Below are 25,587 nucleotides of genomic sequence, written 5' to 3'. Positions count from 1 at the left end.
GCCGGTCCCGCGTCTCCGCGGAACCGGCAATCGGGAAAGTCTTACTTGATGAAGCTGGCGTCGAAGAGGTCCTCGACCTTCGGCGCCGACTTGATGATGCCGATTTCGAGCAGAAGGTCGGCGGCATCCTTGTTGAAGGCGAGGAAATCGCCGGCGAAGAATTTCTGGTTCGCGGCCTTGTCCTGCCAGCGCAGATATTTTGCCGAGTTGCCGAACTGCTCGCCGGTCTGTTTCACGTCGGCGCCCATGATCTCATAGGACTTGGCCTGGTCCTTGGCGATCATCTCGAGCGATTCGAAATAGCTGTCGGCCAGCGCCTGCGCCGCCTTTGGGTTCTCGCTGAGGAATTTCGGCGTGCAGCCGAACGTGTCCATCACGATCGGATAGTCCAAGGTGGTCGCGATGATCTTGCCCTTGTCCGGCGCGGCGCGCACGGTCGACAAATAAGGCTCATAGGTCATCGCGGCATCGTTCTGGCCGGAGACGAAGGCCTGCGCGGCGGCGGCCGGCTCGAGGTTCACGACGGTGACGTCCTTCACCGTCAGACCGTTCTTCTTCAGCATCCAGGCCAGCGCGAAATAGGGCGATGTGCCCGGTGCCGAAGCTGCGACCGTCTTGCCCTTCAGCTCCTTGATCGACGCGATGTCGTTGCGCACGGCCATGCCGTCGGCGCCATAGCTCTTGTCGAGCTGGAAGATCTGCTTGGTCGCAACGCCGTTGGCGTTCCAGGAGATCCAGGTTTCGACCGTGGTTGCCGCGCACTGCACGTCGCCGGAGGCGATGGCGAGGTGACGGTCCTTCTGCGGGATCTTCTTGATAGTGACGTCGAGGCCGTTTTTCTTGAAGATGCCGGCTTCCTTCGCCAGCGTCAGCGGCGCAAAGCCGGTCCATCCGGAGATGCCGATGCCGACCTTGACGTCGTCGGCGAACGCGGGCGCGGCGGCCGCGAGAGCAATGATTGTCGCAAAAACTGTCGAACTACGCATGATTGTCGTCCTCTTGCCCAGATGGTTTGACGTCCTGTTGATCTCTGTCGAAGCGTTGCACGATTTGTGCCGACATCGTTTGCTCAACCTCCCTTGAATCGCGCGACAAGGCGGTGAGAGTCACCGGGATAGAGCAGGCGCACTGCGGTGATCGTGCGCGCGCTGCGCCAGGTATAGCGGTCGATCACGAGGCAGGGCGCGCCGACCGCAATGTCGAGCGCCTCGGCCGTGCGATCGTCGGCAACGATGGCGCTGATCGTATGCTCGGCCTCCGTCCAGGGAACATGATGCAGCAGCCACGAGCCGGGCGGCTCGCGCGAGAAATCCGCGGTCGCGGCAGATGGCACGGATGACAGATCGATCAGCCTGTCCTCGACCGCAAACGGCACGTTGTCGGCGCTGTGGCGGCAGGAGATCGCGACCACCTTGCCGGCCTTCTTGATGCCGAGCCTTTCGCGATCCGCAGCAGTTGCCGCGCGTAGCTTGCGGCTGATCAGCTCATAGCCGTAACCGCGACCGAGCGCGGTGATCTCGGCGCGGATGTCGGCGATCTTCAACACAGCCGATTGATGCTGCGGCCGGCGCACGAAGGAGCCAGCCCGCCGCCGCCGCTCGATCAGATCGGCCTGCGCGAGCTCGGAGAGCGCCTTGTTGACAGTCATGCGCGAGCAGCCGTAGCGCGCCACCAGCTCGTGCTCGAACGGAATGCGATGGCCGGGCGGCCATTCGCCGGTCAGGATGCGCTTTTCGATGTCGGCACGGATGCGCTTGTAGAGTGTCGGCTTGTCGGATGCGTCGGTGGCGAGGCTCATGCGACGAGCCTCCGCACCGCGGCGTTGAACCGCTCGCGCGCAGTCTGGCGCAATTTGTGTCGTCCGCCTTCGACAACCTTGTTGCCGCCGGCCCAGACGCAATCGATTGCACCGTTGCCGCTCGCAAAGATCCAGCCGTCGATGGTCGCATCGCCGCCGCGTCCCGCCAGCGACGGATGTGCGGCGTCGAGCGTAACGATGTCGGCGCGAGCGCCGGGTGCGAGGCCTGCAACCGGCTGCGCCAGCGCCTGCGCGCCGCCCGCAAGGGCGTCGTCGAACAGCGTCCGGCCGGTCGAGCAGCCGGCGCCGCCCGAAAGCACGTTGCGGGCGCGATGCCTGAGCCGCTGGCCGTATTCGAGCTGACGCAGCTCGTCAGCAACGCCGACCAGCACGTTGGAATCGGTGCCGACGCCGAACGAACCACCGGCGTCGCGAAGTTCTCGCGCCGGAAAGATGCCGTCGCCGAGGCTCGCTTCGGTCACGGGGCAGAGGCCCGCGACCGCGCCGGTCCTGGCGAATGCGCTGACTTCCTCGTCCGTCATGTGCGTGGCGTGAATGAGGCACCAGCGCTGGTCGACCGGTGCGTGCTCCAGCAGCCATTGCACCGGCCGCTGTCCGGACCAGGCCAGGCAATCCTCGACCTCTTTCACCTGCTCGGCGGCGTGAATGTGCACCGGTCCACCCTCCGCGAGCGGAATAATTGCAGTGAGTTCGTCGGGCGCCACCGCGCGCAGGCTGTGCGGCGCGATGCCGATATTGGCGCCGGGCAATTCGCTGATCGCCTTGCGTGATGCAGCCATCAGCTTGGCGAACTGATCGACCGAGTTGATGAAGCGGCGCTGGCCGTCGTGCGGCGCCGCGCCGCCGAACGAGCCATGCGCATAAAAACTCGGCAGCAGCGTCAGGCCAATGCCTGAGGCCTCGGCGGCCTCTGCAATGCGTGCCGCCATTTCGGCGGGATCGGCGTAGTGCGAGCCGTCGCGATCGTGATGCAGGTAATGGAATTCGCCGACCCGCGTAAACCCCTGCTCCAGCATCTCCACATAAAGCAGCGTGGCGACATCGGCGACGTCGTCAGGCGTCATCGCCAGCGCGAAACGATACATCGTCTCGCGCCAGGTCCAGAACGTGTCGGTGGAAGCGCCGCGCAGCTCCGCAAGTCCCGCCATGCCGCGTTGAAACGCGTGGCTGTGCAGGCTCGCCAGTCCCGGAAGCGCGATGGCATGGCGCTCGTCGCCCGCGGCAGGCGCCACATCGGGTGTCACCGCCGCGATCGCGCCGGCGGTGACCACCACCTGCACGTCATTGGCCCAGCCCGAGGGCAGGAGCGCGGAGGCGAAATGCAGTCGGGTCATGATTGATTACACGCCGGCTGGACAGAACCGCCTTACGATTATATGTCTAGACATATAAGTCAAGCATCCCAGGGCGCAGGGACTTCGCGAAGGGACAGTGGCATGGCAGAGCGCTTCGACCGGATCTGGCATAACGCCCGGCTCGCCACCATGCGGGCGGATCGTCCCGATCTCGGCGAGATCGAGCAAGGCGTCATCGCGATACGCGACGGCCACATCGTCTATGCCGGCGCAGCGGCGGATTTTCCTGGCGATGCCGACGCCATCCAGTGGATCGACTGCGAGGGGCGCTGGATCACGCCAGGCCTCGTCGATTGCCACACTCATCTGGTCTACGGCGGCAACCGCGCGCATGAATTCGAACTGCGCCTGAAGGGCGCAAGCTACGAGGAGATCGCGCGCGCGGGCGGCGGCATCGTCTCGACCGTCGCCGCGACTCGCAAGGCGAGTGAGGCCGAGCTTGTCGCGAGCGCATTGCCGCGGCTGGATGCATTGATCGGTGAGGGCGCAACCACGGTTGAGATCAAGTCCGGCTATGGCCTCGATACGGAGACCGAGATGCGCCAGCTTTCTGCTGCGCGCAGCCTCGGCCGCCGGCGGAAAGTTACGATCTGCACATCGTTTCTCGGCGCGCACGCGCTGCCGGTGGAGGCCGATGGTGACAAGGATCGCTACATCGATCGCGTCTGTAAGGAGATGCTGCCGGCCGTCGCAAAGGCAGGCCTCGCCGATGCCGTCGATGCTTTCATGGAGGGTATCGCGTTCTCGGCCGAGCAGACGGCGCGGGTATTCGAGGCAGCGCGAGGGCTGGGTCTGCCGGTGAAGTTGCACGCCGATCAACTCTCGAATCTCGGCGGCGCTGCGCTCGCTGCCAAATTCTCTGCGTTGTCGGCCGATCATCTCGAGCATACCGACGAAGCCGGCGCTGCCGCGATGGTGAAGGCCGGAACGGTCGCCGTCCTCCTGCCTGGCGCGTTCTACTTCATCCGCGAGACGCAAGAGCCGCCGGTGGAGGCGTTCCGCAAGCACGGCGTTGCCATGGCGCTTGCGACCGACAGCAATCCCGGCAGCTCGCCGCTGACCTCGCTGCTGCTCGCCATGAACATGGGCGCCACGCTGTTCCGGATGACTATCGCCGAATGCCTCGCCGGCGTCACCCGCGAAGGCGCGCGGGCGCTCGGCGTGCTCCATGAGACCGGCACGCTCGAAGCCGGCAAATGGTGCGACCTCGCGATCTGGGACATTGAGCGGCCCGCCGAGCTGGTCTACCGCATCGGATTTAATCCGCTGCACCGGCGGGTGTGGAGGGGGCAATGACGGAGCCGAACGCCGCGATCGTCGTCAAACCCGGAGAGGTCAGGCTCGATGATCTCGCGCGCGTGCTTGCGGGAGCGCCCGTCGTGCTCGACCCCTCATTCTGGCCGCGCGTCGCGGCGGCGGCGAAGATCGTCGCAAAGGCGGCTGAGGCTACGACGCCCGTCTATGGCATCAACACCGGTTTCGGCAAGCTGGCGTCGAAGCGGATTCCGCCTGATCAGACCGCGCTGCTCCAGCGCAATCTCATTGTTTCGCATTGCTGTGGGATCGGTCCTGCAACTCCGGAACCGATCGTGCGGTTGATGATGGCGCTGAAAATCGTCTCGCTCGGGCGCGGAGCCTCCGGCGTGCGCGGCGCGGTGATCGAGCAATTGCAGGCCATGCTGGTGCGACGCGTTTATCCGCTGGTGCCACAACAGGGCTCGGTCGGCGCCTCCGGCGATCTCGCGCCGCTTGCGCATATGACTGCGGTGATGATCGGCGAGGGGCAGGCGATCGTCGACGGCAAGATAATGTCAGGAGGCGAGGCACTCGCTGCCGCCGGCCTTGTGCCACTGACGCTCGGCCCCAAGGAGGGCCTCGCGCTGATCAATGGCACGCAATTCTCGACTGCTTATGCCGTATCAGGCGTGCTGCGTGCATTTCGTCTCGCTCGTGCGGCACTGGTCACCGGTGCGCTGTCGGTCGATGCCGCCATGGCCTCGACCGCGCCGTTCCGCCCCGAGATCCAGGCGCTGCGCGGTCTTCCCGGCCAGATCGCTGCGGCCGCGACGCTGACGGCGCTGCTCGACGGCAGCGACATCCGCCTGTCGCATCTCGAAGGCGACGAGCGCGTGCAGGATCCCTATTGCCTGCGCTGCCAGCCGCAGGTCGCCGGCGCCGCGCTCGATCTGATCACGCAGGCTGCGCGCACGCTGATCGTCGAGGCCAACGCGGTGACCGACAATCCCTTGGTGCTGGTCGAGACCGGTGAGATCGTCTCAGGAGGAAATTTCCACGCCGAGCCAGTCGCCTTCGCCGCCGATACGATCGCGCTGGCGCTGTCGGAGATCGGCGCGATCAGCGAACGACGCATCGCGACGCTGGTCGATCCCGCGCTCAATTTTGGCCTGCCGCCGTTCCTCACCCCGGATCCCGGCATCAATTCCGGCTTCATGATCGCCGAGGTCACGGCGGCCGCGCTCTATGCCGAGAACAAGCAGCGTGCCGCAGCCTGCTCGATCGATTCGACGCCGACCAGCGCCAACCAGGAAGACCACGTTTCGATGGCCGCGCATGCCGCGCGACGACTGTCGGACATGGCCGACAATCTCGCCTCCATCCTGGGCATCGAGCTTCTGGTCGCCGCCCAGGGCATCACGCTGCGCGCACCGCACGCGACCAGCGCGCCGCTGGTGGCGGTCATCGAGAAGCTTCGCGAGCAGGTGCCCGCGCTCGGCGCCGACCGCTACATGGCCGGCGATCTCGCCAAGGCCGCGGCGTTCATCGAGGCCGATGCGCTGCCAGCCATCGCGCTCACTGCGCTCTCATCTGATCCGTTTCCAAGACTCGACTAAGGGGTGTTCCGCATGAACCGCCGACTGGACAACGACCGCACCATTCGCGCTCCCCGCGGTAGCGAGATCAGCGCCAAGAGCTGGCTGACGGAAGCACCGCTGCGCATGCTCATGAACAATCTCGATCCTGATGTCGCCGAGCGCCCGAGCGAGCTCGTCGTCTATGGCGGCATCGGCCGCGCCGCGCGCGACTGGGAGAGTTTTGACCGCATCACGGCCGCGCTGCGCAAGCTCGAGAACGACCAGACCCTGCTGGTGCAATCCGGCAAGCCGGTCGGCATCTTCCGCACCCATGCCGATGCGCCGCGCGTGCTGATCGCGAACTCCAACATCGTGCCGCATTGGGCGACGCTCGATCATTTCAACGAGCTCGATCGCCAGGGCCTGATGATGTACGGCCAGATGACCGCGGGCTCCTGGATCTATATCGGCAGCCAGGGCATTGTGCAGGGCACTTACGAAACCTTCGTCGAGGTCGGTCGTCGCCATTATGGCGGCAGCCTTGCGGGCAAATGGATCTTGACCGCCGGCCTCGGCGGCATGGGCGGCGCGCAGCCGCTGGCGGCGACCATGGCCGGCGCCTCGATGCTCGCGGTCGAATGCCAGCCGAGCCGCATCGAGATGCGGCTGCGCACCGGCTATCTCGATCGCCACGCGGCGACGCTCGACGAAGCGCTCGCACTCATGGCGGACGCCGCAAAGACGAAGAAGGCCGTCTCGGTCGGTCTGCTCGGCAATGCCGCCGAGATATTCCCGGAGCTGGTCCGCCGCGGCGTCAAGCCCGACATCGTCACCGACCAGACCAGCGCGCACGATCCGATCAACGGCTATCTGCCGAAGGGCTGGACGCTTGCCGATTGGGAGGCCAAGCGCGCCTCCGATCCGAAGGGCGTGGAACGCGCCTCAAAAGCCTCGATGGTCGAGCATGTCCGGGCCATGCTGGATTTCCATGCGCAGGGCATTCCGACGCTCGACTATGGCAACAACATCCGCCAGATGGCGCAGGACATGGGCCTGACGAACGCGTTCGATTTCCCTGGCTTCGTGCCCGCCTATATCCGCCCGCTGTTCTGCCGCGGCGTCGGGCCGTTCCGCTGGGCCGCGCTGTCAGGCGACCCTGAGGACATCTTCAAGACAGATGCCAAAGTGAAAGAGCTGATGCCCCACGACAAGCATCTGCACAATTGGCTCGACATGGCCAAGGCGCGCATCAAGTTCCAGGGCCTGCCGGCGCGGATCTGCTGGGTCGGTCTCGGCGATCGTCATCGCCTGGGTCTTGCCTTCAACGAGATGGTCGCGCGCGGCGAGTTGAAGGCGCCTGTCGTGATCGGCCGCGATCATCTCGACAGCGGCTCGGTGGCAAGCCCCAACCGCGAGACCGAGGCGATGAAGGACGGCTCGGACGCGGTGTCCGACTGGCCGCTGCTCAACGCGCTCTTGAATTGCGCCAGCGGTGCGACCTGGGTCTCGCTGCATCACGGGGGCGGCGTCGGCATCGGCTATTCCCAGCATGCCGGCATGGTGATCGTCGCCGACGGCACGCCGGAGGCCGCCAAACGCATCGAGCGCGTGCTCTGGAACGATCCGGCCTCCGGCGTCATGCGCCATGCGGATGCGGGCTACGACATCGCGATCGATTGCGCCCGTGACAAGGGGCTCGATCTGCCGAGCCTTTCGAAGTAGCCAAGGGGCCAATCTGCCTCAGGCCACGACCTTGGTTGCGCCATGGTCCAGCCGCTCGCGCTCGTTGGCGAGATAGTCCACGATCGCCGCGCCCGGCATGGGCTTTGCGAAGTAATAGCCCTGCACGAAGTCGCAGCCGAGGCGGCGCAAGGCATCGAGCTGGGCGCGGGTTTCGACACCCTCGACCACGCAGGCGATCTCCATGTCGTCGCACAGGCCGGTCAGCGATTTGATGATCTTGTGGCTCACGGGATTGTCGTTGATGTCGGCGACGAAGCTGCGGTCGATCTTGAGCTTGTCCAGCGGCAGGCGATGCACGTGGCTCAGCGAGGAATAGCCGGTGCCGAAATCATCCAGCGAAATGCCGCAGCCCATCGCCTTCAGCGCCGCGATCGACTGTTCGGCGCGCGCGAAGTCGAAGGTCACGGCGGTCTCGGTGATCTCGAAGTCGAGCCGGCGCGGCGGCACGCCGCTGTTCTCGATGATGGCGATCAGCGGCAGGATGCCGTCGGGCGAGCAGATGTCGTGGGCCGAGAGATTGAACGACAGACGGGTATGGTCCGGCCAGGTCCCGGCGGCCGCCAGCGCGCGCACCAGCAGCGCCTGCGTCAGCGGCCGGATCAGGCCGATGCGCTCGGCGGCGGGGATGAAGTCGGCCGGCGAGACCCGGCCGAGGCGGGGGCTCTGCCAGCGCGCCAGCGCCTCGAAGCCCGCGGTATGCCCGCTCATGGCGTCGACGATCGGCTGGAACATCAGGTCCATCTCGGCGCTGAAATCGGCCGTGCGCAGCAAGGTCTCGATCACGCCGCGGCTGCGGATCTCGGCCTCGTGCTCGCTCGAGAAGATCACGGTACGGCCGCGCAGATGACGCTTGGCATGATAGAGCGAATAATCGGCGCATTCATACAGCGCTTCCGCCGTCGGCGCCGAGCGCGGGTAGAGCGCAAAGCCGATCGAGCACGACAGGCCGGTATGGGCGGTGTCGAGCTGGTAGGGCAGCTTGACCAGCTCGCAGATGCGTTCGCCGAGCCGCTCAAGGTCGGCATCCTCGGTGTCGCCGCAGACGACGAGACCGAACTCGTCGCCGCCGAGGCGGGCGAACTCCACCCGCTGCGGGCCGAAGCCTTCGCAGACATCGCGGATGCGACGGCCGGCCTCGATCAACACGCGGTCGCCGACCGAATGGCCGTAATTGTCGTTGATCGGCTTGAAGCCGTCGAGGTCGATGATGCCGACCGCAACGCTCACGTGCCTGCGCTCGGCGTCACTGAAGGCGCTCGACAGCTCGGCGAAGAAACGGCGGCGGTTCGGCAGCTCCGTGAGGGAATCCAGATTGGCGAGACGGAAGTTCTCGTCGGACAGCTCCTGCGTCGCCGCCTGCTGCACCAGCAGCGATTTGCGGCTGGCGACGAGATCGGCGAAGTCGCGATAATAGATGAACAGCACCGTCACCATGGCGCCGGAGACCAGGAGGTTGTTGACCGCGATCGCCTTCAGCGTGGGTTCGCCCGTGGCCCAGAAGAACAGCACATAGGGTACGTCGACGACCAGCGTCACGATCAACCCTGCCGAGCGCAGATGCATCAGCGAGAAGATGCAGCCGATCACGGTCACCGCCATGTAGAAGGCGACCTGGCTCTTGGCGAAGGGATCGCCATAGGGGTAGAGCGCGAACGACCAGGCGGTGAAGCCGGCGCCGATCGGCAGGGCCATCCAATTGGTGGCGCGCAGATTGCGCAGGATGTCGGCATCGCTGCGGACGAGATGGCGCTGGCTCAGCCACCACAAGGTCCGAAGCGCGGCGAGCACCGTCAGCAGGCTCGGCACGATCATCGTCAGCCAGTCCGGCGCGATGTTGACGTAGGTATAGGCGACCGCGATCGTGTTGCTGATCAGGATGAAGTAGAGCAGCGGGATCTGCTTGGAGAAAGCGTCGAACTGCGCGCGCGTCAGGTCCGGGTCTTCAGACACGCGAAACAGCCGCATCGCGGCGGCGAAATAGGCTTTCAAATCGACGGCAGGCATAGCAATACGCGCCCCAAATCCCTTCAAAAACGAAGATGATCTTGCCCGGCCGGGGTAAAGAGCGCGTTAGATTGGTTCCTTCCGGGAACTCTCGTTCTGGTTGTGTATCGCTTTCGGACCGGCAGGGCGCGTGCATTGGTGAGGCGATATTAAGGATGTGAGCCGCAAGCGGCCGCGTCTGGCGGCTCGGCCGAAATCGATCGGCTACGTTCTGCTAACCATAGCGTCCTCGGCCGCGCGGCGCGCACCGATGTCGCGGCGGTCAGCGTTGCGTCATTGCAGGCGGACAAGGATCAGGCGAGCGCGGCGTGGCGTTCCCGCACTGGCCCACGGCCGCGATCGGCGCTGCGCGGTTCGGCGAGCCGGGTAAAGCTGCGCTGGCCGGCCTGCACGGGCGCCTCGACGATGACGCCTTCGCACACGATCTGCCCGCCGAGCATCTTGAATTCGAGCTTGTCGTAACGCGGCATGGTCCCGCCCGGCTCGGGCGGCAGCAGTCCGATGCGGCCCTGGATGTTGAGCGTTGCATCGCCGGTGCCATGCAGCCGCGGATTCCACATCCTGATCCCGGTCTCGGCCCAACGTTGCCGGATCAGCGCGGCGCGATCGGCGGGCTCGACGATCTTCGCGCGAGGCTTCTTCGGAGCGGGCGCCGGAGGCGGCTCGACCTCTGCGGCGACGACGGGTGCGTCGGCGATCGTCTTCTCAGCGACGTCGGCCGCGATGGGTGCGGGATCGGCTGCGACGAGCGGCTCGATCTCCATCACGACATCACGAGCGGGCTCGTTGTCGATCCTGACCTCGGTGACGGCAGGCGCCGCGACGTCGACCACGACGGCGGGCGTCGCGTCGACGGCTTCGATCTCCTCGGAAGCGATGGATACGGGGTCGTGTTCAACGATCGGCTCGGAGGCCTCGACCGGAACGGTCTCGACCTCGACCGGAGAAATAAGAACCTGCTCTGCAACATCGGGCGCAACCTCCGCATCATCGTCCGACGATGCATCGCTGCTGATGACAGGCTCTTGCGGTTCGATTGCTTCGACTTCGGCGGATGAGGCCTGCGCCTCTTCCACGGGTTCGGGGTCGGCGTTCGCCAGCAATTCTACGGGCAGGTCGCTGCTGACGACAGGCTCGGGAGCATCGACGGCTTCGACCCCGGCGGATGAGGCCTCTTCCACGATTTCGAGCTCAACGCTCGCTACGAGTTCCGCCGGCGGATCGCTGCTGGTGGGTTCGGGCGCGGCTTCGGCGTACGTCTGCAGGGATGAATCCTCCCTGCCGTTCGTCTCGACGGTCGGAGCGGCTTCTTCGATCGCGGTAACAATCGGCTGCTCATCCGCAGCGCTCGGCGTCAACTCGATGCCGCCGCCCTGCAACTCGATGCTGCCGCCCTGCGGCGCGGGCCGAAGCCGGTTGAAGGCCCATTTCACCGCAGGAATGCGGCTTAGCAACGATATCAGTCTCGAAAGCACTGGGAGTTGTCCAAGAGGTACTCAGGGCCGTGGGCTTCAGCTGATTCGCCAGCAATGTGAAAAACTGCCCCGGCCGTCACACCCCTGTCAATTGAGGCGGGACCAATTGCAGAACATCTGCACAGCCCCGCACGCCATTCCGTTCATTCGAAATGCATCGATGCAAGCGGATCCGCGTCGTGATCCGGCAGATGCGACGACGCAAACGGCATGACAGCGTGCGCCGGTTTGCGGCCGTGCGGATGCGCCAGCGCATGCTTGCGGAGCGGCGCCATGGTCAGTGCTTCACAGTCCGTGGCTTCGCCGCCCCAGGCGCAGTCGATGCTTGAGGACTGTCCGGGCCAGGCCTGCGCCGGGCCCGCGATCGCGAGCGACACCACGATCCGGAAGGCGGCGATGATGTTCGTCTTTGCCATGGGAGACTCCAAACTGTTCTATCCCTAGGGATCGTTCGGAACGCGCGATATTCCGCGCTGCCACGTGATCGCGGGACTGATCACGCGAGGTTCAACCGTCGTGACGCAGGCGTGAAGCGCCCGCCAACGCTGCTGCCAGGCACTCCGCCCTCATCCTGAGGGCCCGCCGGAGGCGGGCGTCTCGAAGGATGTGCCGCAGGAGCCCAATGTCGGGCTTTCCGGCGTCATCCTCTCCGTTTAATGGGAATCATCTGGAAGTGAGGACGATGTCATGAAGAAGCTTGCCGCCGTCGCAGCGGCTCTGATCTGGTCGACATGCGCATGGGCGCAGGCCGGCAGCATCACCGTGGCCTCGACGACGTCGACGGAGCAGTCCGGGTTGTTCGCTTATCTGCTGCCGCTGTTTACGAGGGCGGAGGGAATCCAGGTGAAGGTCGTTGCGGTCGGCACCGGCCAGGCGCTCGATATCGGCCGGCGCGGTGATGCCGATGTGGTGTTCGTCCATGACAGGCCGGCCGAAGACAAGTTCATGTCGGAAGGGCACGGCGTGAAGCGCTTCGACGTCATGTACAATGATTTCATCATCGTCGGCCCGAACAGCGACCCCGCAAGGATCGCGGGCGACAAGGACGTCGCCGACGCGCTGCGCAAGATCGCAGCTGCGAAAGCCACGTTCATCTCGCGCGGCGACAAGTCCGGCACGCATGCCGCCGAGCTGCGGCTGTGGAAAGAAGCGGGCATCGAGCCGGCCACCGGCAAGGACAGCTGGTATCGCGAGATCGGCCAGGGCATGGGCCCGGCGCTGAACATGGCATCCTCGTCGAATGCCTATCTGCTCTCAGACCGCGGCACCTGGCTGTCGTTCAAGAACAGAGGCGAGCTTGCGATCCTGACCGAGGGCGACAAGCGGCTGTTCAACCAGTACGGCGTCATGCTGGTCAACCCGGACAAGCATCCCAACGTCAAGGCCAAGGACGGGCAGGCCTTTATCGACTGGCTGATCTCGCCGAGGGGACAGGATGCGATCGCCGGATACAAGGTCGGCGGCGAGCAGCTATTTTTCCCCAACGCGTCCCACTAGCAGGAAGGCGACGGTCGACACGGCGACGCTGAGCGCGAGCAGGATCAAGCCTAGGCCGAGCGCCAGCGGCAGGTCGCCCTTGCTGGTCTCCAGCGCAATCGCCGTCGTCATCGTGCGGGTAAAGCCGCTTATGTTGCCGCCGACGATGATGATGGCGCCGACCTCGGCGATGGCACGTCCGAACGCGGCGAGGAAGGCCGTCAGAAGCGAGGTCCGGCCGAGCGCGAACAACAGGCCGATGCTGCGCAGCGTCGAGAGCCCGTCGATCCGCGCGAGGTCGCCATATTCGGCCCATAGCAGGCTTGCGGGCCGGTGCACCAGCGCAACCACGATTGGCGTTGCCAGCAGCGTCTGCGCGATCACCATTGCTGAGGGCGTGAATAGCAGGCCGGCAGCGCCGAGCGGGCCGGAGCGCGACAGCAGAAGATAAAGCGCGAGCCCGACCACGACCGGCGGCAGGCCGAGCAGCGCGTTGGTCAGCACGATAATGACCTGTCGGCCGCGAAAGCGCGTGATCGCCAGCAAAGCGCCGAACGGCGCACCGATCAGCAGCGCGATCATGCCGGCTGTCAGGCTGACGCGCACCGACAGCGCGACGATGCCGAGAAGCTCGGGATCGCCTTCACCGATCAGCGTGAATGCGGCAACGATGGATCGCGCGAAATCGTTCATCCGGCCTGATGCCTCAGGGCCGGGTGCAGTGGTCGATATTGCGGCTGCGAGGTTGCGTCACGCTGGTCCCTGACATTCATGCCATCAGTCACAGAATACCCGGCACGAGCGGTTTGGAAACTCCAATCATTCACGTCGCGCGCTTTGCGCTTGCTCCGCGCCACAGCCAGCTTGCAAGCGGAAGGGCGAGGATCGCCCCGATGAGCTGCGCGGAAATGAAGGCCGGCACGCCATGCGGCGCGATGCCTGCAAACGTATCGGACAGCGATCGGGCGATGGTGACGGCGGGATTGGCGAATGATGTCGAGGCCGTGAACCAATAGGCCGATGTGATGTAGAGGCCGACCGCATAGGGAACGGCAGCCGAGGCTTTCGATGCGACGCCAAAGATCGTCAGCAGCAGGCCGAAGGTTGCGACGGCCTCGGCGAGCCATTGTCCCGCGCCGCTGCGCTCCGTCAGCGAAATCTGAAGGACGGCAAGCCCGAACATCAGATGCGCGATCCACACGCCGATGATCGCGCCCGATATCTGAGCAGCGATATAGATCGCCGTATCAATCCAGCCCGTCTCGCCCCGCAGGGCCAAGGCCAGCGTTACCGCCGGATTGAAATGCGCGCCCGAGATGGGCGCAAACATCAGGATCAGCACGACGAGGATGGCGCCGGTGGGAAGCGTATTGCAGAGCAGCGCCAGCGCCACGTTTCCGCCGGCAAGCTTCTGGGCCATGATGCCCGAGCCGACCACCGCGGCGAGCAGGAACGCCGTTCCCAGCCATTCGGCAAATGCGCGCTGTGCAAGACGCGGCGTCATCAGGCGCCGCGGTCCAGCTTGATACGCTCGCCGTCTTCCTTGACGAATTCGCCGTGCTGAGGCGGCAGAAGCTCCAGCACCTCCTCGGAGGGCCGACAGAGTTTTACGCCCATCGGCGTCACCACGATCGGCCGGTTGATCAGGATTGGATGCGCCATCATGGCGTCGAGCAGCTGGTCGTCGGTCAGGTCAGCGTTGTCCAGCCCAAGCTCGGCATAGGGCGTGCCCTTTTTGCGCAGCAGCTCGCGCACCGAGAGGCCCATGCGGAGGACAAGCTGCTGCAACAACGCGCGCGACGGCGGCGTCTTGAGATATTCGATCACGTGCGGCTCGATCCCGGCTTGCCTGATCATGGCTAGCGTGTTGCGCGAGGTGCCGCAGGCGGGGTTGTGGTAGATGATCACGTCCATCGCCGAAACCCTCAACAGCAGGCCAATGTCTGCTTGTGCGCAACGTCGTCGACGGACACGTGAACGTGCAGGCGCTTCATGGTCTGTCCTTTCAGGCTGGAGTCTTGCTGCGCTTTCGCGCGGGTTTCGAAGACGGGGCGGCTGCACATGACACGCCGCCGCAGCAGTTTTCCGTGAGGAAGCCGACCAGCGCGTTCATGGTCTCGAACCGCGCCGCATAGATCATCGAGCGTCCCTCGCGCCGCACCGTCGCAAGGCCGGCCATGCGCAGCCGGTCGAAGTGAAACGTCAACGTGTTTGGCGCGAGATCCAGCGCTTCGGCGATCGCACCCGCGGTCATGCCGTCGGGGCCGGCCTGAACCAGCAAACGGTAGACGTCGAGACGATTGTCCTGCGCCAGCGCGGCGAGCGCCGTGACGGCATCTGTCTTTTCCATATTTCAACGATTATTGAAATAATAACAAATGTCAATTGAAATTCGGACGACTTGTCTCGGACGCCACCGATCGCGGCACACTCGTGGACGAGCGTATACTTTTGAACACTCGCACACGGATGGTAAGGTTCCCTGAAGAGGTTGTTCTTGAATCTGTGTCTCGAACGTGTCCCACTCATCATGCATGAGCGGATCTCGATCGACCTCAAGCGCAGCTTTGCGAATTCTGGCAGCCATCGTGGCTGGCGGATATCTGCTGGCGGGCGTTCAGGCCTTAGCCCAGGAAGACAAGAAGACTGACGACGACAAGCCGGCCGATCCGGATACGGGCGAGAGTACGGTTGAGGAGAAAACCCTCGGGCTGTTGCCGAACCCGCTGCAGAAATATGGGGTGAAGTTCGCGGCGACTTACATCGGAGAGGTGCTGGGCAACACCTCCGGCGGCGTCAAGCAGGGCGCGATCTACGAGGGTCGTCTGAATCTCGCCGTCGATGCCGACCTCGACAAGCTTGCCGGCCTCGACAAGCTGACCTTTCACGCCAACATGTTCCAGATCCACGGGGGCGGCCTGTCGCGCGATAATCTGCAGAATTTCTTCGTCGTGAGCGGGATCGAGGCGCTGCCATCGACCCGGCTCTACGAGGCCTATTTCGAGAAGCAGTGGGGAGAGAAGAAGGTCTCGCTGAAGCTCGGCCAGCTCGCGGCCGACAGCGAATTCTTCAACACCAAATACACCGACGTCCTCACCAACGCCTCGATGGGCTGGCCGGCGATCACTTCGCTCGACCTGCCGAGCGGCGGCCCGTCGCCACCGCTGGCTGCGCTGGGCGCGCGGCTTCTCGTCAACGTCACCGACCAGCTCACCGTCCTCGGCGGAATCTTCGACGGCGACCAGGCGGGGCCCGGGCCGGGCGATCCCCAGCAACGCAATCGCTACGGCGTCAATTTCCGCGTCAACGATCCGCCACTGCTTCTGGGCCAGATTCAGTACGCCTGGAACAACAAGAAGGGCGATCCCAATCTTACCGGCCAGATCAAGTTCGGGGGCTGGCGTCATCTGGGCGCATTCGCCGATCAGCGATTTGCGTCCAACGGTGTATCGCTCGCAGCGCCTGCGAGCAGTGGCGCGCCGATGTTGCTGTCCGGCGATATCGGCGGTTGGGCCGTCTTCGAGCAGCAACTCTATCGCGTGCCTCACAGTGACGATCGCGGCATCGGCGTCTTTGTCCGCGCCTCCGGCGCGCCGGCCGATCGCAACCTGATTGATCTCTATGCCGATGGTGGCGTCGAGTTCGTCGGTCTCGACGGGCGGCGTCCGGACGACAAGTTCGGGATCGCTGTGGGCTACGCCCATGTGTCGAAGCGCGCCCAGGCGCTTGACGCGGACTACCGGGCCCTTGTCGCGCCGGATTGGCCGGTCCGCAGTTTTGAAGGATTGCTCACCGCCGTCTATCAATATCAAATCAGGGATGGCTGGACGGTTCAGCCGAATTTCCAATACATCATTCATCCCGGCGGCGGCGCAACGCTGCCGTCCGGCCCGCTCGCCGGCAAGGCGCTGCGAAACGCATCGGTGTTCGGGCTGCGGACCACGCTGAAATTCTAGGCGCGCTCACGAGCGCCCGGCCTTACCTGCGCCCTCGGCAATTCCAGGGGGCGAAACCGGCCGCAAAACTCGGGCCGATCGGGCCGCGAGACCGCGAAATCATGCCTCGTCGAGGAGGAAAGGCGGCTTTATTCTCGCCCCGGATGCGCTAAGGAAGAGACTGGATGCGGTGCAGCAGGTGAGGCGCCGCGGCTCGAAATTCATCCAGCCGGGCGCGCCACCATAGGCCGGGCCCGCTCAACCAGAGGACGTCATTCCATGATCAATACCGTTGGCATCATCGGAGCAGGCACCATGGGCAACGGCATCGCCCAGGTCTGCGCCGCGGCCGGGCTGTCGGTCGTGATGGTCGATATCTCCGATGCGGCGGTGAACCGCGGCATCTCGACCGTCGGCGGCAGCCTCGAGCGCCTGGTCAAGAAAGAGAAGATCTCGGCGGCCGATCGCGAGGCGACGCTCAAGCGCATCACCGGCACCACTGATCGGGCCAAGCTAGCCGATTGTGATCTCGTCATCGAGGCCGCGACCGAAAACGAAGAGCTGAAGGTCAAGATCCTGAAGGACCTCTGCGCCACGCTGTCGCCGCGCACGCTGGTTGCGACCAACACCTCGTCGATCTCGATCACCAAGCTTGCCGCCGCGACCGATCGCCCGGATCGATTCATCGGCATGCATTTCTTCAACCCGGTTCCGGTCATGCAGCTGCTGGAACTCATCCGCGGCCTGCAGACCTCCGACGACACCCACGCCAAGGCGCTCGACTTCGCCCAGCGCGTCGGCAAGGTGGCCATCACCGCGAAGAACAGCCCCGGCTTCGCCGTCAACCGCATCCTGTGCCCGATGATCAACGAGGCGATCTTCGCGCTCCAGGAGGGCATCGCGACCGCGGAAGAAATCGATGCCGGCATGAAGCTCGGCTGCAACCATCCGATCGGGCCTCTGGCGCTGGCCGATCTCGTCGGCCTCGACACCATGCTGTCGGTGATGGAGGTCTTTTATAAGGGCTTCAACGATCCCAAATATCGTCCGGCCCCCTTGCTCAGGGAAATGGTCGATGCCGGCCATCTCGGCCGCAAGACCGGGCAGGGCTTTTACAGCTACGGCGCGTGATCGCGAACAAAGACGCTGCCGTAGGGTGGGCAAAGCGCAAGCGTGCCCACGCATTTGTCGCGATGAGAGAGAGTTGTGGGCACGGCGCAAGCGCGCCTTTGCCCGCCTACGATACTGATCGAGGAGCAGGCGCCAGGCCGAAATGCCCGCCGCTCAACCCCGCAATTTGCGCCGGGACAAAGACGTCGCGCGCAATTGGCCTGACAATGTCGAACGGGCGGATCGCGGGAACGCGGATCGCGGGAACAACGAAACGGAAAACAAACAATGTCGGATCGACTGAAGGCCGAGCGCGAGGCGGCGGCCGCGCGGCGGAACCTCTTGACCCAGGATGCGATCGAGCGCACCGGGATCACCGAGGAAATGATCGGGGAACTCGTGACCCGTTTCTACGGCCGCGTGCGTGAGGACGCATTGCTTGGGCCTGTCTTCGCGATCGTGCAGAATTGGGACGAGCATCTCGCCAAGCTCAAGGACTTCTGGTCCTCGGTGGTGCTGATGAGCGGTCGCTACCACGGCTCGCCGATGCGGGCGCATATGCCGCTGAGCCTTGTCGGCGATCATTTTGACCGCTGGCTCGACCTGTTCGAGCGGACCGCGCGCGAGGTCTGCCCGCCGCCGGCAGCCGGCCTGTTCATCGACAGGGCACGTCGTATCGCCGACAGCTTTGAGATGGCTTCGGCGACGATCGCCGGTCGCATCGCCGCGCCGCGCCACGTGCTTAGGTCCTGAAATACAGAATGCCTGCTCGATAGACGTGCAGTTGAACCGTATCGCAGTCGCATCGCGCGGCTAACGGCGCGTCGCACCAATTCCCGCATCATCGGTCTGATCTGCAAAATCGTCATGCCGGTCGCGTGGCATGATGTTGCAGCGGCAAAATGCTTTTGAATGCGTACAATCGTGTTCGCTCAAAGCGAGCAAAGCCATATTGATGCACTGCGGCGCCAATTCTTCGCCTTCATTTCGGCAGAGTTCCAGCGCCTGCTAGCGTGCATGTCGAATGCATCATCCAACATCGCATCGTCATCCTCCGACAACATTGCGGAATCTGAATCTTGCGCGGAGCAAACGCGGCGAACGCTGCTGCTCGGTGCGCTCGCCACCACCGCGTGTCTTGGCTGTTCCGCACCGGTGCGCGCGGGCGAGGATGCGCCCGGTTCGGACGAGCGGCCGCAGAAGGGCGATTTGCTCGTTCTCTCCGAAGGCGACAACGAAGGTCAGCTCGTCAAGCCGGATGATCTCAAGCTCGGCGGTCCTCCGGTTCGCGCCTGGCCGAAGGATCCAAAGACCTCTGTCGTCCGCAGCGGCTCACGCCTGAACGAGATTCTTGTCGTGAAGCTCGATCCGAACGAGCTCGATGAGACCACGCGCGCACGCGCAGCCGACGGTATTGTTGCCTATTCGGCGGTCTGCGCGCATGCCGCCTGTCCGGTTTCCGAATGGGTGAAGGCGGATCAGGGAGGCGACATGACCGTCTTCAAGTGTCCCTGCCACAACTCCGAATATGATCCACGCCAGGGCGCCCAGGTCGTGTTCGGACCCGCGCCGCGACGCCTCGCGGCACTGCCGCTGTCGTTGAGCGAAGGTTCGCTCACCGTCGCCGCTCCCTTCATCGGAAAGATAGGTGGCGCGCAGCCCGGATGACACGCCGCGGGTCGCGCCCGCGCGCCACAACAGGTCGCGCCCGCCAACGAGCGGGCGACGAGACGAACGACAAAAATTCAATTCACAAGAATTCAAAAGGGGAAACGTCCATGAGCACAAGGCAGTGGTTTTTGTCGGGCTTCGTCGCCTTCACATGTGTCGTCTCGACCGCCGCCATCGCCGGCCCGATCGAGAATTACGCGCCCGTCACCCAGCAACGCCTGGAAAATCCGGAACCCGGCAATTGGATGCTCTATCGCCGCACCTATGACGGACAGGGCTATAGCCCGCTCGACCAGATCAACACCTCGAATGTGAAAAACCTGACGCCGGTCTGGACGTTCGCCACCGGCGTGGTCGAAGGCCATGAGGCGCCGCCGATCGTCAACAATGGCGTGATGTTCGTGGCAACCCCGATGGGCCAGGTCATCGCGCTGAACGCGAAGACCGGCGACGAATACTGGCGCTACAAGCGCCAGCTCCCCGACGATCTGTTCCAGCTGCATCCGACCAGCCGCGGCGTCGGCCTGTGGGAGGACAAGCTCTATCTCGCCACCACCGACGACCACGTCGTCGCGCTCGATGCCAAGACCGGCAAGGTGGTGTGGGACACCAAGGTGCAGGACTACAAGAAGGGCCAGTACATGACCCTGATGCCGCTGATCGTCGACGGCAAGGTCATCGTCGGCGGCTCTGGCGGCGAGTTCGGCGTGCGCGGCTATGTCGCCGCCTACGATGCCAAGACCGGCAAGGAGCTGTGGCGCACCTTCACCATTCCGGGTGAAGGGGAGCCCGGCCACGACACCTGGCAGGGCGACGACTGGAAGAATGGTGGCGGCTCGGCCTGGATGACCGGCACCTACGACAAGGACACCAAGACCATCTATTGGGGCGTCGGCAACGCGGCGCCATGGCCCGGCGAGATGCATCCCGGCGACAATCTCTATACATCGTCGGTGCTCGCGCTCGATCCCAACAACGGCAAGATCAAGACCTATCACCAGTACCACCAGAACGATTCCTGGGACTGGGACGAGGTCGATGCGCCGATGCTGGTCGATCTCCAGCGCGACGGCCGCAGCATCAAGAGCCTGATCCACCCGGGTCGCGATGCCATCTTCTGGGTGCTCGAGCGCACGCCGACCAAGATCAACTATGTCGCCGGCTGGCCGTTCGTTTCCACCGACGTCTGGAAGGGGATCGATGAGAACGGCAAGCCGATCGTCGATCCCGCGCACAAGCCCGTCGTCGGCAAGCGCGTCGAGTTCTGCCCGTCGCTGTGGGGCGGCAAGGACTGGCCCTCGGCGGCCTACAGCCAGAAGACCGGCCTCGTCTACGTGCCAGCCAACGAGAATTTCTGCGGCGGCTTCACCGGCGAGAAGATCCCGCTCAAGCCCGGCGAGCTCTGGCTCGGCACCAAGCCGGAAGACATCGGCCTGAAGGCCAAGCCCGGCGCCGATCATTTCGGCGAGCTCCAGGCCTGGGATCCCGCAACCGGCAAGAAGGTGTGGCAGCACGACTTCCCGAAGTCGCAGATGTTCGGATCGGTCACGGCCACAGCAGGCGATCTCGTCTTCGCCGGCGGCACCAACGACCGCAATTTCCGCGCCTTCAACGCCAAGACCGGCGAATTGTTGTGGGAGCAGAAGACCAACTCCGGCATCATGGGCATGCCGATGTCCTATGAGATCGACGGCACGCAATACATCGCGATCCAGTCGGGCTGGGGCGTCGACGCGCAGCGCATCCAGGACGCGCTCGCGACCAACAATATCGGCATCGAGTCCAACGTGCCGCAAGGCGGCGTGATCTGGGTGTTCGCGCTGAAGAAATAAGCTCCGCAGGCGGATCGAGAGACGCGGAGCGACAAGGGGGCAAATGCGGCGGACGGCAACGTCCGCCGCATTTTGCGCGGGCTCGGAGCTACTTCCCCTCGCGCTCGACCTTATCCTTGGCTTTCTGATTCATCTCCCGGACCTTCGGGTCGCTGGGCGTCTGCCCGGTCGTCTGGGTGGTCGAGGCGGGTGGGGCGCCGGCGTTGGGCAGCGAGCTCTGGTCCGGCGCGGTGGGGCGCGTCGCCGTGGTCGGCGGCGTGGTGTTGCTGCTCTGCGCGAACGCCGCGGCAGCGGTCAAAAGAAAGGCGCTCGACAGCAGCGAGACTGCGAGCGCCCTTGGAATGTTGGTCATCGATCTGCTCCCTGTCAGATCGATGAGAAACGGCGCGAGGCCGCTTCTGTTCCGTTACGCCTCCAGTTGCTTGCCGATCGGAAGCGCGCGGATGCGCTTACCGGTCGCCGCGAAGATCGCGTTCATCAGCGCCGGTGCGAACGGCGGCACGCCGGGCTCGCCGACGCCGCTCGGCGGCGTGTCAGGTCCCGGCGGCACGATGTGGACGTTGGTCACGGCAGGGGATTCATCCATCCTGATGACCTGGAAGTCGTCAAAATTCTTCTGCTCGACCTTGCCGTCCTTGAAGGTGACAGCGCCATATTTGGCGAGGCTCAGGCCCATGATCGCGGCGCCCTCGATCTGCGAGGCGATGCGCTCCGGGTTGACATAGGTGCCGCAGTCGATCGCGGTGTCGACCCGCGGCACCGTCAGCTTGCCCTTCTCGTCGACGGCCACCTCGACGATGGTCGCGATATAGCTGACGAAGCTGCGGTGCACGGCGATGCCGAGCCCGTGGCCCTTCGGGACCTGGCGGCCCCATTCGCCCTTCTCGGCAACCAGCTCGACCACCTTGCGCAGGCGCGCGGTGTCGATCGGGTAGCTGTCATAGGGCTCGCCGTAGTTCCAGAGGTCCTTGACATTGGGCTTGACGATGCGCGGGCTGCCGATCAGCGCGAGCAGCGTCTCCTTCTGGTCGCGGCCGGTCGCATTGGCGATCTCGCCGACCATGGACTGCACCGCGAAGGCGCGCGGGATGTTCGAGACCGATCGGAACCAGCCGATGCGAGTGAACGCCGCAGCTTCCGGATTCTCGCAGGAGATGTTGGCGATCTCGAACGGCATGTCGACGAGACCCATGCCAAGCTCGAACGACGCCGCATGGTTGGCACCCGCCGCGAAGGTCGAGGCGATGGTCGGCGCCACGCTGCGGTGACGCCAGGCGATCACCTTGCCGTCCTTGTCGAGGCCGGCCTCGATCCGCTCGACCGAGACGGTGTGCAGGAAGTCGTGATGGAGGTCGTCCTCGCGCGTCCATTGCACCTTCACCGGTACGCCGAGCTCCTTCGACAACAGCGCAGCCTCCAGCGCAAAGTCGCATTTCGACTTGCGGCCGAAGCCGCCGCCGAGCAGCGTGACATTGACGGTGACATTGGCCTCGGGGATGCCGAGCGTCTTGGCGACATCCTCGCGGGTGCCGCCGGGGCTCTGCACCGGCGCCCAGATCTCCGCCTTGTCGCCCTTGACGTCGGCGACCGCGACCGGCGGCTCCATGCTGGCATGGGCGAGATGCGGCAGATAATATTCGCCTGTTACGACCTTGGCGGCGGTTTTCAACGCGGCGTCAGCGTCACCCTCCTGGCGCACGACGAGGCCCGGCTTGCGCGCGGCCTCCTCGAGCTCCTTGCGGTAGGCGACCGAGTCGTATTTGCCGTTGGCGCCGTCATCCCAGACCAGCTTCAGCGCGTCGCGGCCCTTGATCGCGGCGCCGGTGTTGCGCGCGATCACCGCGACGCCGCCGAGCGGCTGGAATTTCGACGGCCACGGCCAGCCTTGAACCTTCAGCACCTTCTCGACGCCGGGCACTTTCAGCGCCGCGTCCGGATCGAATGAGGTGAGCTTGCCGCCGGTGACCGGCGGGCGCGCGATCACGGCGTATTTCATGCCTGGTAGCCGAACGTCGGCGCCGTAGCGGGCCTTGCCGGTGGTGATGTCGTGGAGATCGACGATGCTGACCTGGCCCTTGCCGAGATAGCGGAAATCCCGCGGGTCTTTCAGCTTGAGGCCTTCGACAGCCGGCACCGATTCCTTGGCGGCATCGGCAGCCAGCTCGCCAAAGCCAAGCTTGCGTCCGCTGGTGCGGTGGACGACCTCGTGATTGACCGCCTTGACCTCGGTCGCCGGCACGTTCCAGCGCTTGGCCGCGGCCTGCTCCAGCATGATGCGGGCGGAGGCGCCGATCTGGCGCATCGGCATCAGATAGTGCCGGGTGCTGCGCGAACCGTCAGTATCCTGGTTGCCGAACTTGGCCTCGTCACCATGGGCCTGCTCGACCTTGACCTTGGACCAGTCGGCCTCCATCTCCTCGGCCACGATCAGCGGCAGGCTGGTGCGCACGCCGGTGCCCATCTCGGAGCGGTGAGCGAGGATGGTGACGGTGCCGTCAGGCGCGACAGCGACGAAGACGCGCGGATCGACGACGACGCCATGCGGCATGTTGCCGGCGCCGGTCTCATAGGCAAAGGCCTGACGCGTCATCACGGGTGCGGCGAGCACGAAGCCGCCGGTGATGCCGAGCCCCTTCAGGATGCTGCGGCGCGAGACCTTCTCGACCTTGATGTTCTTGTCGAAGCCACGGAGCTTGCCGGGATTGTCGATGAAATTCATGTCACACTCCCGTCGACGCGAGGTGGACGGCGTTTTCGATACGCTGGTAGCAGCCGCAGCGGCAGATGTTGCCCGACATCGCCTCGCGGATCTGGTCATGCGATGGCTTGGGATTGTCCATCAGCAGGGCCGCGGCCTGCATGATCTGGCCGGCCTGGCAGAAGCCGCATTGGGGGACGTTGACCTGGCGCCAGGCCTTCTGGACGGGATGATCTCCGCTCGGATGCAGCCCCTCGATCGTGGTAACCTCGCGCCCCGCGACGTCGTCGATCGAGGTGATGCAGGAGCGCACCGCCTCCTTGTCGACGATGACGGTGCAGGCACCGCACAGCGCCTGGCCGCAGCCGAATTTGGTGCCGGTGAGCCCGGCTTCGTCGCGCAGGAACCAGAGTAGTGGGAGATCCGGGTCGCCGTCCCAGCTCTGTTCCTGGCCGTTGATCTTCACCTTGATCATGATCGTCCCTCGCTCTTCATAAGCTTGCTGATTTCGACATTGCCGGTTTCGGTCGGCGCAATGTCCGTAGCGTCGTATGACCGCATTCCGGCTCGTCATCCCACCTGGGCAGGTCCCGGCAGGAAGCTGGAATGCAAATCGAAATGTCCTGAAGTGCTCGATACCTCCCGTCTTGTTCTTGTTTGATTGGACTCGTGCGGCATCGTGACGACGCGACCGTAGCAGGAAACGCGCCGGACCGGCGTTCACGGCCGGGTATCCTTGACGTGAACAGATTGCATCGGGGTTTGTCAAAAGCAGGGCGCGGCGACGGCTCGCGCGACGGCGATCGCAAAATCGAAGAGAGAAAAAAGCTTCGTCCGCCAGAGGGACTGGGCGGACGAAGCAGTCGTCCTCAGTCGAGGGAGGGAGAATCGCTGGGCCGCGCTGACTTCAAGACCGAAGAGGGCGGCACCGCGCAGTCATTCAGAGACCAGGACTGAGGGAGCGGAACGCGCGCATGCACAAGTGCACTGGTGGCTGGATGGCCGCGATCATCCGAGCCGCGCCCATCCCGCTCGCTGGCGGACCAGCGAGCGGAAGGGACATCGTCAGGTGGCCTTGTCAGGCGGCCTTGGCCTTCGCCACGTGGGTGGCGATCGCATCCATCAGTGCCGGCGACAGGCAGTCATAGGGCTCGAGCCCGATTTCCTTCAGCCGCGACCGAATGCCGGCCATCTGCTCGGGCTTCACGCCGGATTCGATGACGGAGGAGACGAAGGCGGCGAATTGCGGCGCCTGCCAGCCCTGCTCCTGGAACAGCTCGGGATGGATGAAGTCGAGACCATAGAACGGGTGGTTCTTGTTCTCGATGCGGCCGTACATGTGCGTGCCGCAGGCCTTGCAGGCGTGGCGTTGGATCACCGCGGAGGGATCCACCACCTGGAGCTTGTCGCCGTTCTCGAGCACGGTGACGTTCTGGCGCGGCACCACGGCGACGACCGAGAAGGTCGCGCCCTGCGGCTTCCAGCACTTGGTGCAGCCGCAGGCATGGTTGTGGGCGACGTCGCCCTTGACGCCGACCTTGACCTGATGATCGCTGCATTTGCAGACGAGCGTGCCGCCGGCAAAGTGCCCGGTACCTTGTTTGACGCCGTTATCGATCGATGGGTGGAGTGCAACAGTCATGGGTCGATCCTCCT

The 25,587-nt window shown here is 64.7% G+C and carries 23 protein-coding genes; 9 read left to right on the top strand and 14 right to left on the bottom strand.

The features are described 5' to 3' along the window. Positions 1–41: 41 nt before the first annotated feature. From XH98_RS01220 to XH98_RS01210, 3 genes are all read right to left on the bottom strand, one after another. Complete coding sequence (locus XH98_RS01220) at positions 42–986, bottom strand: ABC transporter substrate-binding protein (RefSeq protein ID WP_271601487.1); 945 nt, start codon at positions 984–986, stop codon at positions 42–44. 83 nt (positions 987–1,069) lie between these two features. Continuing rightward, positions 1,070–1,798, bottom strand: a complete 729-nt coding sequence (gene hutC / locus XH98_RS01215; protein WP_271601486.1) for a histidine utilization repressor — start codon at positions 1,796–1,798, stop codon at positions 1,070–1,072. After that, the gene (locus XH98_RS01210) at positions 1,795–3,153 is read right to left on the bottom strand and encodes a formimidoylglutamate deiminase (RefSeq protein ID WP_271617532.1); all 1,359 of its coding nucleotides are present in this window, start codon (positions 3,151–3,153) and stop codon (positions 1,795–1,797) included. Before XH98_RS01210 ends, hutC begins: the two co-directional genes overlap by 4 nt. Positions 3,154–3,255: 102 nt before the next feature. Here XH98_RS01210 and hutI point away from each other — a divergent pair, with 102 nt between their 5' ends. From hutI to hutU, 3 genes are read left to right on the top strand one after another with little or no spacing between them, the layout of a single operon-like run. Beyond that, positions 3,256–4,470: an imidazolonepropionase gene (hutI, locus tag XH98_RS01205; RefSeq protein ID WP_271617531.1), complete on the top strand. Its 1,215-nt coding sequence runs from the start codon at positions 3,256–3,258 to the stop codon at positions 4,468–4,470. Beyond that, positions 4,467–6,026 carry a histidine ammonia-lyase gene (gene hutH, locus XH98_RS01200; RefSeq protein WP_271617530.1) on the top strand — a complete coding sequence of 520 codons (1,560 nt, stop codon included), beginning with the start codon at positions 4,467–4,469 and terminating at the stop codon, positions 6,024–6,026. Before hutI ends, hutH begins: the two co-directional genes overlap by 4 nt. 12 nt (positions 6,027–6,038) lie before the next feature. Next, entirely contained in the window at positions 6,039–7,709 is a 1,671-nt protein-coding gene (gene hutU / locus XH98_RS01195) for a urocanate hydratase (protein ID WP_271617529.1), read from the top strand. 18 nt (positions 7,710–7,727) lie between these two features. On the opposite strand, the gene XH98_RS01190 is transcribed toward hutU, so the two are convergent. The 3 genes from XH98_RS01190 to XH98_RS01180 form a co-directional block, all read right to left on the bottom strand. Next, positions 7,728–9,734, bottom strand: coding sequence for a putative bifunctional diguanylate cyclase/phosphodiesterase (locus tag XH98_RS01190; RefSeq protein WP_271617528.1), 2,007 nt, complete (start codon positions 9,732–9,734; stop codon positions 7,728–7,730). Between the two features lie 293 nt (positions 9,735–10,027). Further along, a complete protein-coding gene (locus XH98_RS01185; protein ID WP_333931483.1) occupies positions 10,028–11,113 on the bottom strand; it encodes a hypothetical protein in 1,086 nt (361 codons plus the stop codon). A gap of 239 nt (positions 11,114–11,352) precedes the next feature. Further along, complete coding sequence (locus XH98_RS01180; protein WP_271617527.1) at positions 11,353–11,625, bottom strand: hypothetical protein; 273 nt, start codon at positions 11,623–11,625, stop codon at positions 11,353–11,355. Between the two features lie 271 nt (positions 11,626–11,896). On the opposite strand from XH98_RS01180, the gene XH98_RS01175 reads away from it, so the two are divergent. After that, positions 11,897–12,706 carry an extracellular solute-binding protein gene (locus XH98_RS01175; RefSeq protein WP_271617526.1) on the top strand — a complete coding sequence of 270 codons (810 nt, stop codon included), beginning with the start codon at positions 11,897–11,899 and terminating at the stop codon, positions 12,704–12,706. Here the strand turns inward: XH98_RS01175 and XH98_RS01170 are convergent. From XH98_RS01170 to XH98_RS01155, 4 genes are all read right to left on the bottom strand, one after another. After that, positions 12,680–13,378 carry an ABC transporter permease gene (locus XH98_RS01170; protein WP_271617525.1) on the bottom strand — a complete coding sequence of 233 codons (699 nt, stop codon included), beginning with the start codon at positions 13,376–13,378 and terminating at the stop codon, positions 12,680–12,682. The two genes, XH98_RS01175 and XH98_RS01170, sit on opposite strands and share 27 nt — an antisense overlap. A gap of 130 nt (positions 13,379–13,508) precedes the next feature. After that, positions 13,509–14,189, bottom strand: a complete 681-nt coding sequence (locus tag XH98_RS01165) for an aquaporin (protein ID WP_271617524.1) — start codon at positions 14,187–14,189, stop codon at positions 13,509–13,511. Further along, positions 14,189–14,599 (bottom strand): arsenate reductase (glutaredoxin), encoded by a 411-nt coding sequence (arsC, locus tag XH98_RS01160; RefSeq protein ID WP_271617523.1) that lies wholly within the window; start codon positions 14,597–14,599, stop codon positions 14,189–14,191. The genes XH98_RS01165 and arsC overlap by 1 nt, the downstream gene beginning before the upstream one ends. Positions 14,600–14,690: 91 nt before the next feature. Further along, the gene (locus XH98_RS01155; protein WP_271617522.1) at positions 14,691–15,035 is read right to left on the bottom strand and encodes an ArsR/SmtB family transcription factor; all 345 of its coding nucleotides are present in this window, start codon (positions 15,033–15,035) and stop codon (positions 14,691–14,693) included. Positions 15,036–15,219: 184 nt separating this feature from the next. On the opposite strand from XH98_RS01155, the gene XH98_RS01150 reads away from it, so the two are divergent. The 5 genes from XH98_RS01150 (at position 15,220) to XH98_RS01130 (ending at position 21,233) form a co-directional block, all read left to right on the top strand. After that, on the top strand, positions 15,220–16,641 hold the full coding sequence (locus XH98_RS01150; protein WP_271617521.1) for a carbohydrate porin: 1,422 nt from the start codon (positions 15,220–15,222) through the stop codon (positions 16,639–16,641). Positions 16,642–16,899: 258 nt separating this feature from the next. Further along, positions 16,900–17,751 carry a 3-hydroxybutyryl-CoA dehydrogenase gene (locus XH98_RS01145; protein WP_271617520.1) on the top strand — a complete coding sequence of 284 codons (852 nt, stop codon included), beginning with the start codon at positions 16,900–16,902 and terminating at the stop codon, positions 17,749–17,751. Positions 17,752–18,018: 267 nt separating this feature from the next. Beyond that, a complete protein-coding gene (locus XH98_RS01140) occupies positions 18,019–18,483 on the top strand; it encodes a group III truncated hemoglobin (protein WP_271617519.1) in 465 nt (154 codons plus the stop codon). Between the two features lie 264 nt (positions 18,484–18,747). After that, the gene (locus XH98_RS01135; RefSeq protein ID WP_271617518.1) at positions 18,748–19,398 is read left to right on the top strand and encodes a QcrA and Rieske domain-containing protein; all 651 of its coding nucleotides are present in this window, start codon (positions 18,748–18,750) and stop codon (positions 19,396–19,398) included. A gap of 110 nt (positions 19,399–19,508) precedes the next feature. Then, the gene (locus XH98_RS01130) at positions 19,509–21,233 is read left to right on the top strand and encodes a methanol/ethanol family PQQ-dependent dehydrogenase (RefSeq protein ID WP_271601469.1); all 1,725 of its coding nucleotides are present in this window, start codon (positions 19,509–19,511) and stop codon (positions 21,231–21,233) included. Positions 21,234–21,321: 88 nt separating this feature from the next. On the opposite strand, the gene XH98_RS01125 is transcribed toward XH98_RS01130, so the two are convergent. From XH98_RS01125 to gfa, 4 genes are all read right to left on the bottom strand, one after another. Then, positions 21,322–21,585, bottom strand: coding sequence for a hypothetical protein (locus XH98_RS01125; RefSeq protein ID WP_271617517.1), 264 nt, complete (start codon positions 21,583–21,585; stop codon positions 21,322–21,324). Between the two features lie 54 nt (positions 21,586–21,639). Further along, positions 21,640–23,952, bottom strand: a complete 2,313-nt coding sequence (locus XH98_RS01120) for a xanthine dehydrogenase family protein molybdopterin-binding subunit (protein ID WP_271617516.1) — start codon at positions 23,950–23,952, stop codon at positions 21,640–21,642. A gap of 1 nt (position 23,953) precedes the next feature. Then, complete coding sequence (locus tag XH98_RS01115) at positions 23,954–24,406, bottom strand: (2Fe-2S)-binding protein (protein ID WP_271617515.1); 453 nt, start codon at positions 24,404–24,406, stop codon at positions 23,954–23,956. Positions 24,407–25,009: 603 nt separating this feature from the next. Next, the gene (gene gfa / locus XH98_RS01110) at positions 25,010–25,573 is read right to left on the bottom strand and encodes an S-(hydroxymethyl)glutathione synthase (protein WP_057750896.1); all 564 of its coding nucleotides are present in this window, start codon (positions 25,571–25,573) and stop codon (positions 25,010–25,012) included. Positions 25,574–25,587 lie beyond the last annotated feature (14 nt).

Origin of the sequence: Bradyrhizobium sp. CCBAU 51745, from assembly GCF_028128715.1 — a bacterium.
Classification (GTDB): Bacteria; Pseudomonadota; Alphaproteobacteria; order Rhizobiales; family Xanthobacteraceae; genus Bradyrhizobium; species Bradyrhizobium manausense.
This window is presented reverse-complemented; position numbering and strand designations above follow the sequence as displayed.

Excerpts from the sequence above, each read along its gene's own strand:
- XH98_RS01220 (WP_271601487.1), bottom strand. The coding sequence starts at position 986 with ATGCGTAGTTCGACAGTTTTTGCGACAATCATTGCTCTCGCGGCCGCC.
- hutC (WP_271601486.1), bottom strand. The coding sequence starts at position 1,798 with ATGAGCCTCGCCACCGACGCATCCGACAAGCCGACACTCTACAAGCGC.
- XH98_RS01210 (WP_271617532.1), bottom strand. The coding sequence starts at position 3,153 with ATGACCCGACTGCATTTCGCCTCCGCGCTCCTGCCCTCGGGCTGGGCC.
- hutI (WP_271617531.1), top strand. The coding sequence starts at position 3,256 with ATGGCAGAGCGCTTCGACCGGATCTGGCATAACGCCCGGCTCGCCACC.
- hutH (WP_271617530.1), top strand. The coding sequence starts at position 4,467 with ATGACGGAGCCGAACGCCGCGATCGTCGTCAAACCCGGAGAGGTCAGG.
- hutU (WP_271617529.1), top strand. The coding sequence starts at position 6,039 with ATGAACCGCCGACTGGACAACGACCGCACCATTCGCGCTCCCCGCGGT.
- XH98_RS01190 (WP_271617528.1), bottom strand. The coding sequence starts at position 9,734 with ATGCCTGCCGTCGATTTGAAAGCCTATTTCGCCGCCGCGATGCGGCTG.
- XH98_RS01180 (WP_271617527.1), bottom strand. The coding sequence starts at position 11,625 with ATGGCAAAGACGAACATCATCGCCGCCTTCCGGATCGTGGTGTCGCTC.
- XH98_RS01175 (WP_271617526.1), top strand. The coding sequence starts at position 11,897 with ATGAAGAAGCTTGCCGCCGTCGCAGCGGCTCTGATCTGGTCGACATGC.
- XH98_RS01170 (WP_271617525.1), bottom strand. The coding sequence starts at position 13,378 with ATGAACGATTTCGCGCGATCCATCGTTGCCGCATTCACGCTGATCGGT.
- XH98_RS01165 (WP_271617524.1), bottom strand. The coding sequence starts at position 14,189 with ATGACGCCGCGTCTTGCACAGCGCGCATTTGCCGAATGGCTGGGAACG.
- arsC (WP_271617523.1), bottom strand. The coding sequence starts at position 14,599 with ATGGACGTGATCATCTACCACAACCCCGCCTGCGGCACCTCGCGCAAC.
- XH98_RS01155 (WP_271617522.1), bottom strand. The coding sequence starts at position 15,035 with ATGGAAAAGACAGATGCCGTCACGGCGCTCGCCGCGCTGGCGCAGGAC.
- XH98_RS01150 (WP_271617521.1), top strand. The coding sequence starts at position 15,220 with ATGAGCGGATCTCGATCGACCTCAAGCGCAGCTTTGCGAATTCTGGCA.
- XH98_RS01145 (WP_271617520.1), top strand. The coding sequence starts at position 16,900 with ATGATCAATACCGTTGGCATCATCGGAGCAGGCACCATGGGCAACGGC.
- XH98_RS01140 (WP_271617519.1), top strand. The coding sequence starts at position 18,019 with ATGTCGGATCGACTGAAGGCCGAGCGCGAGGCGGCGGCCGCGCGGCGG.
- XH98_RS01135 (WP_271617518.1), top strand. The coding sequence starts at position 18,748 with ATGTCGAATGCATCATCCAACATCGCATCGTCATCCTCCGACAACATT.
- XH98_RS01130 (WP_271601469.1), top strand. The coding sequence starts at position 19,509 with ATGAGCACAAGGCAGTGGTTTTTGTCGGGCTTCGTCGCCTTCACATGT.
- XH98_RS01125 (WP_271617517.1), bottom strand. The coding sequence starts at position 21,585 with ATGACCAACATTCCAAGGGCGCTCGCAGTCTCGCTGCTGTCGAGCGCC.
- XH98_RS01120 (WP_271617516.1), bottom strand. The coding sequence starts at position 23,952 with ATGAATTTCATCGACAATCCCGGCAAGCTCCGTGGCTTCGACAAGAAC.
- XH98_RS01115 (WP_271617515.1), bottom strand. The coding sequence starts at position 24,406 with ATGATCAAGGTGAAGATCAACGGCCAGGAACAGAGCTGGGACGGCGAC.
- gfa (WP_057750896.1), bottom strand. The coding sequence starts at position 25,573 with ATGACTGTTGCACTCCACCCATCGATCGATAACGGCGTCAAACAAGGT.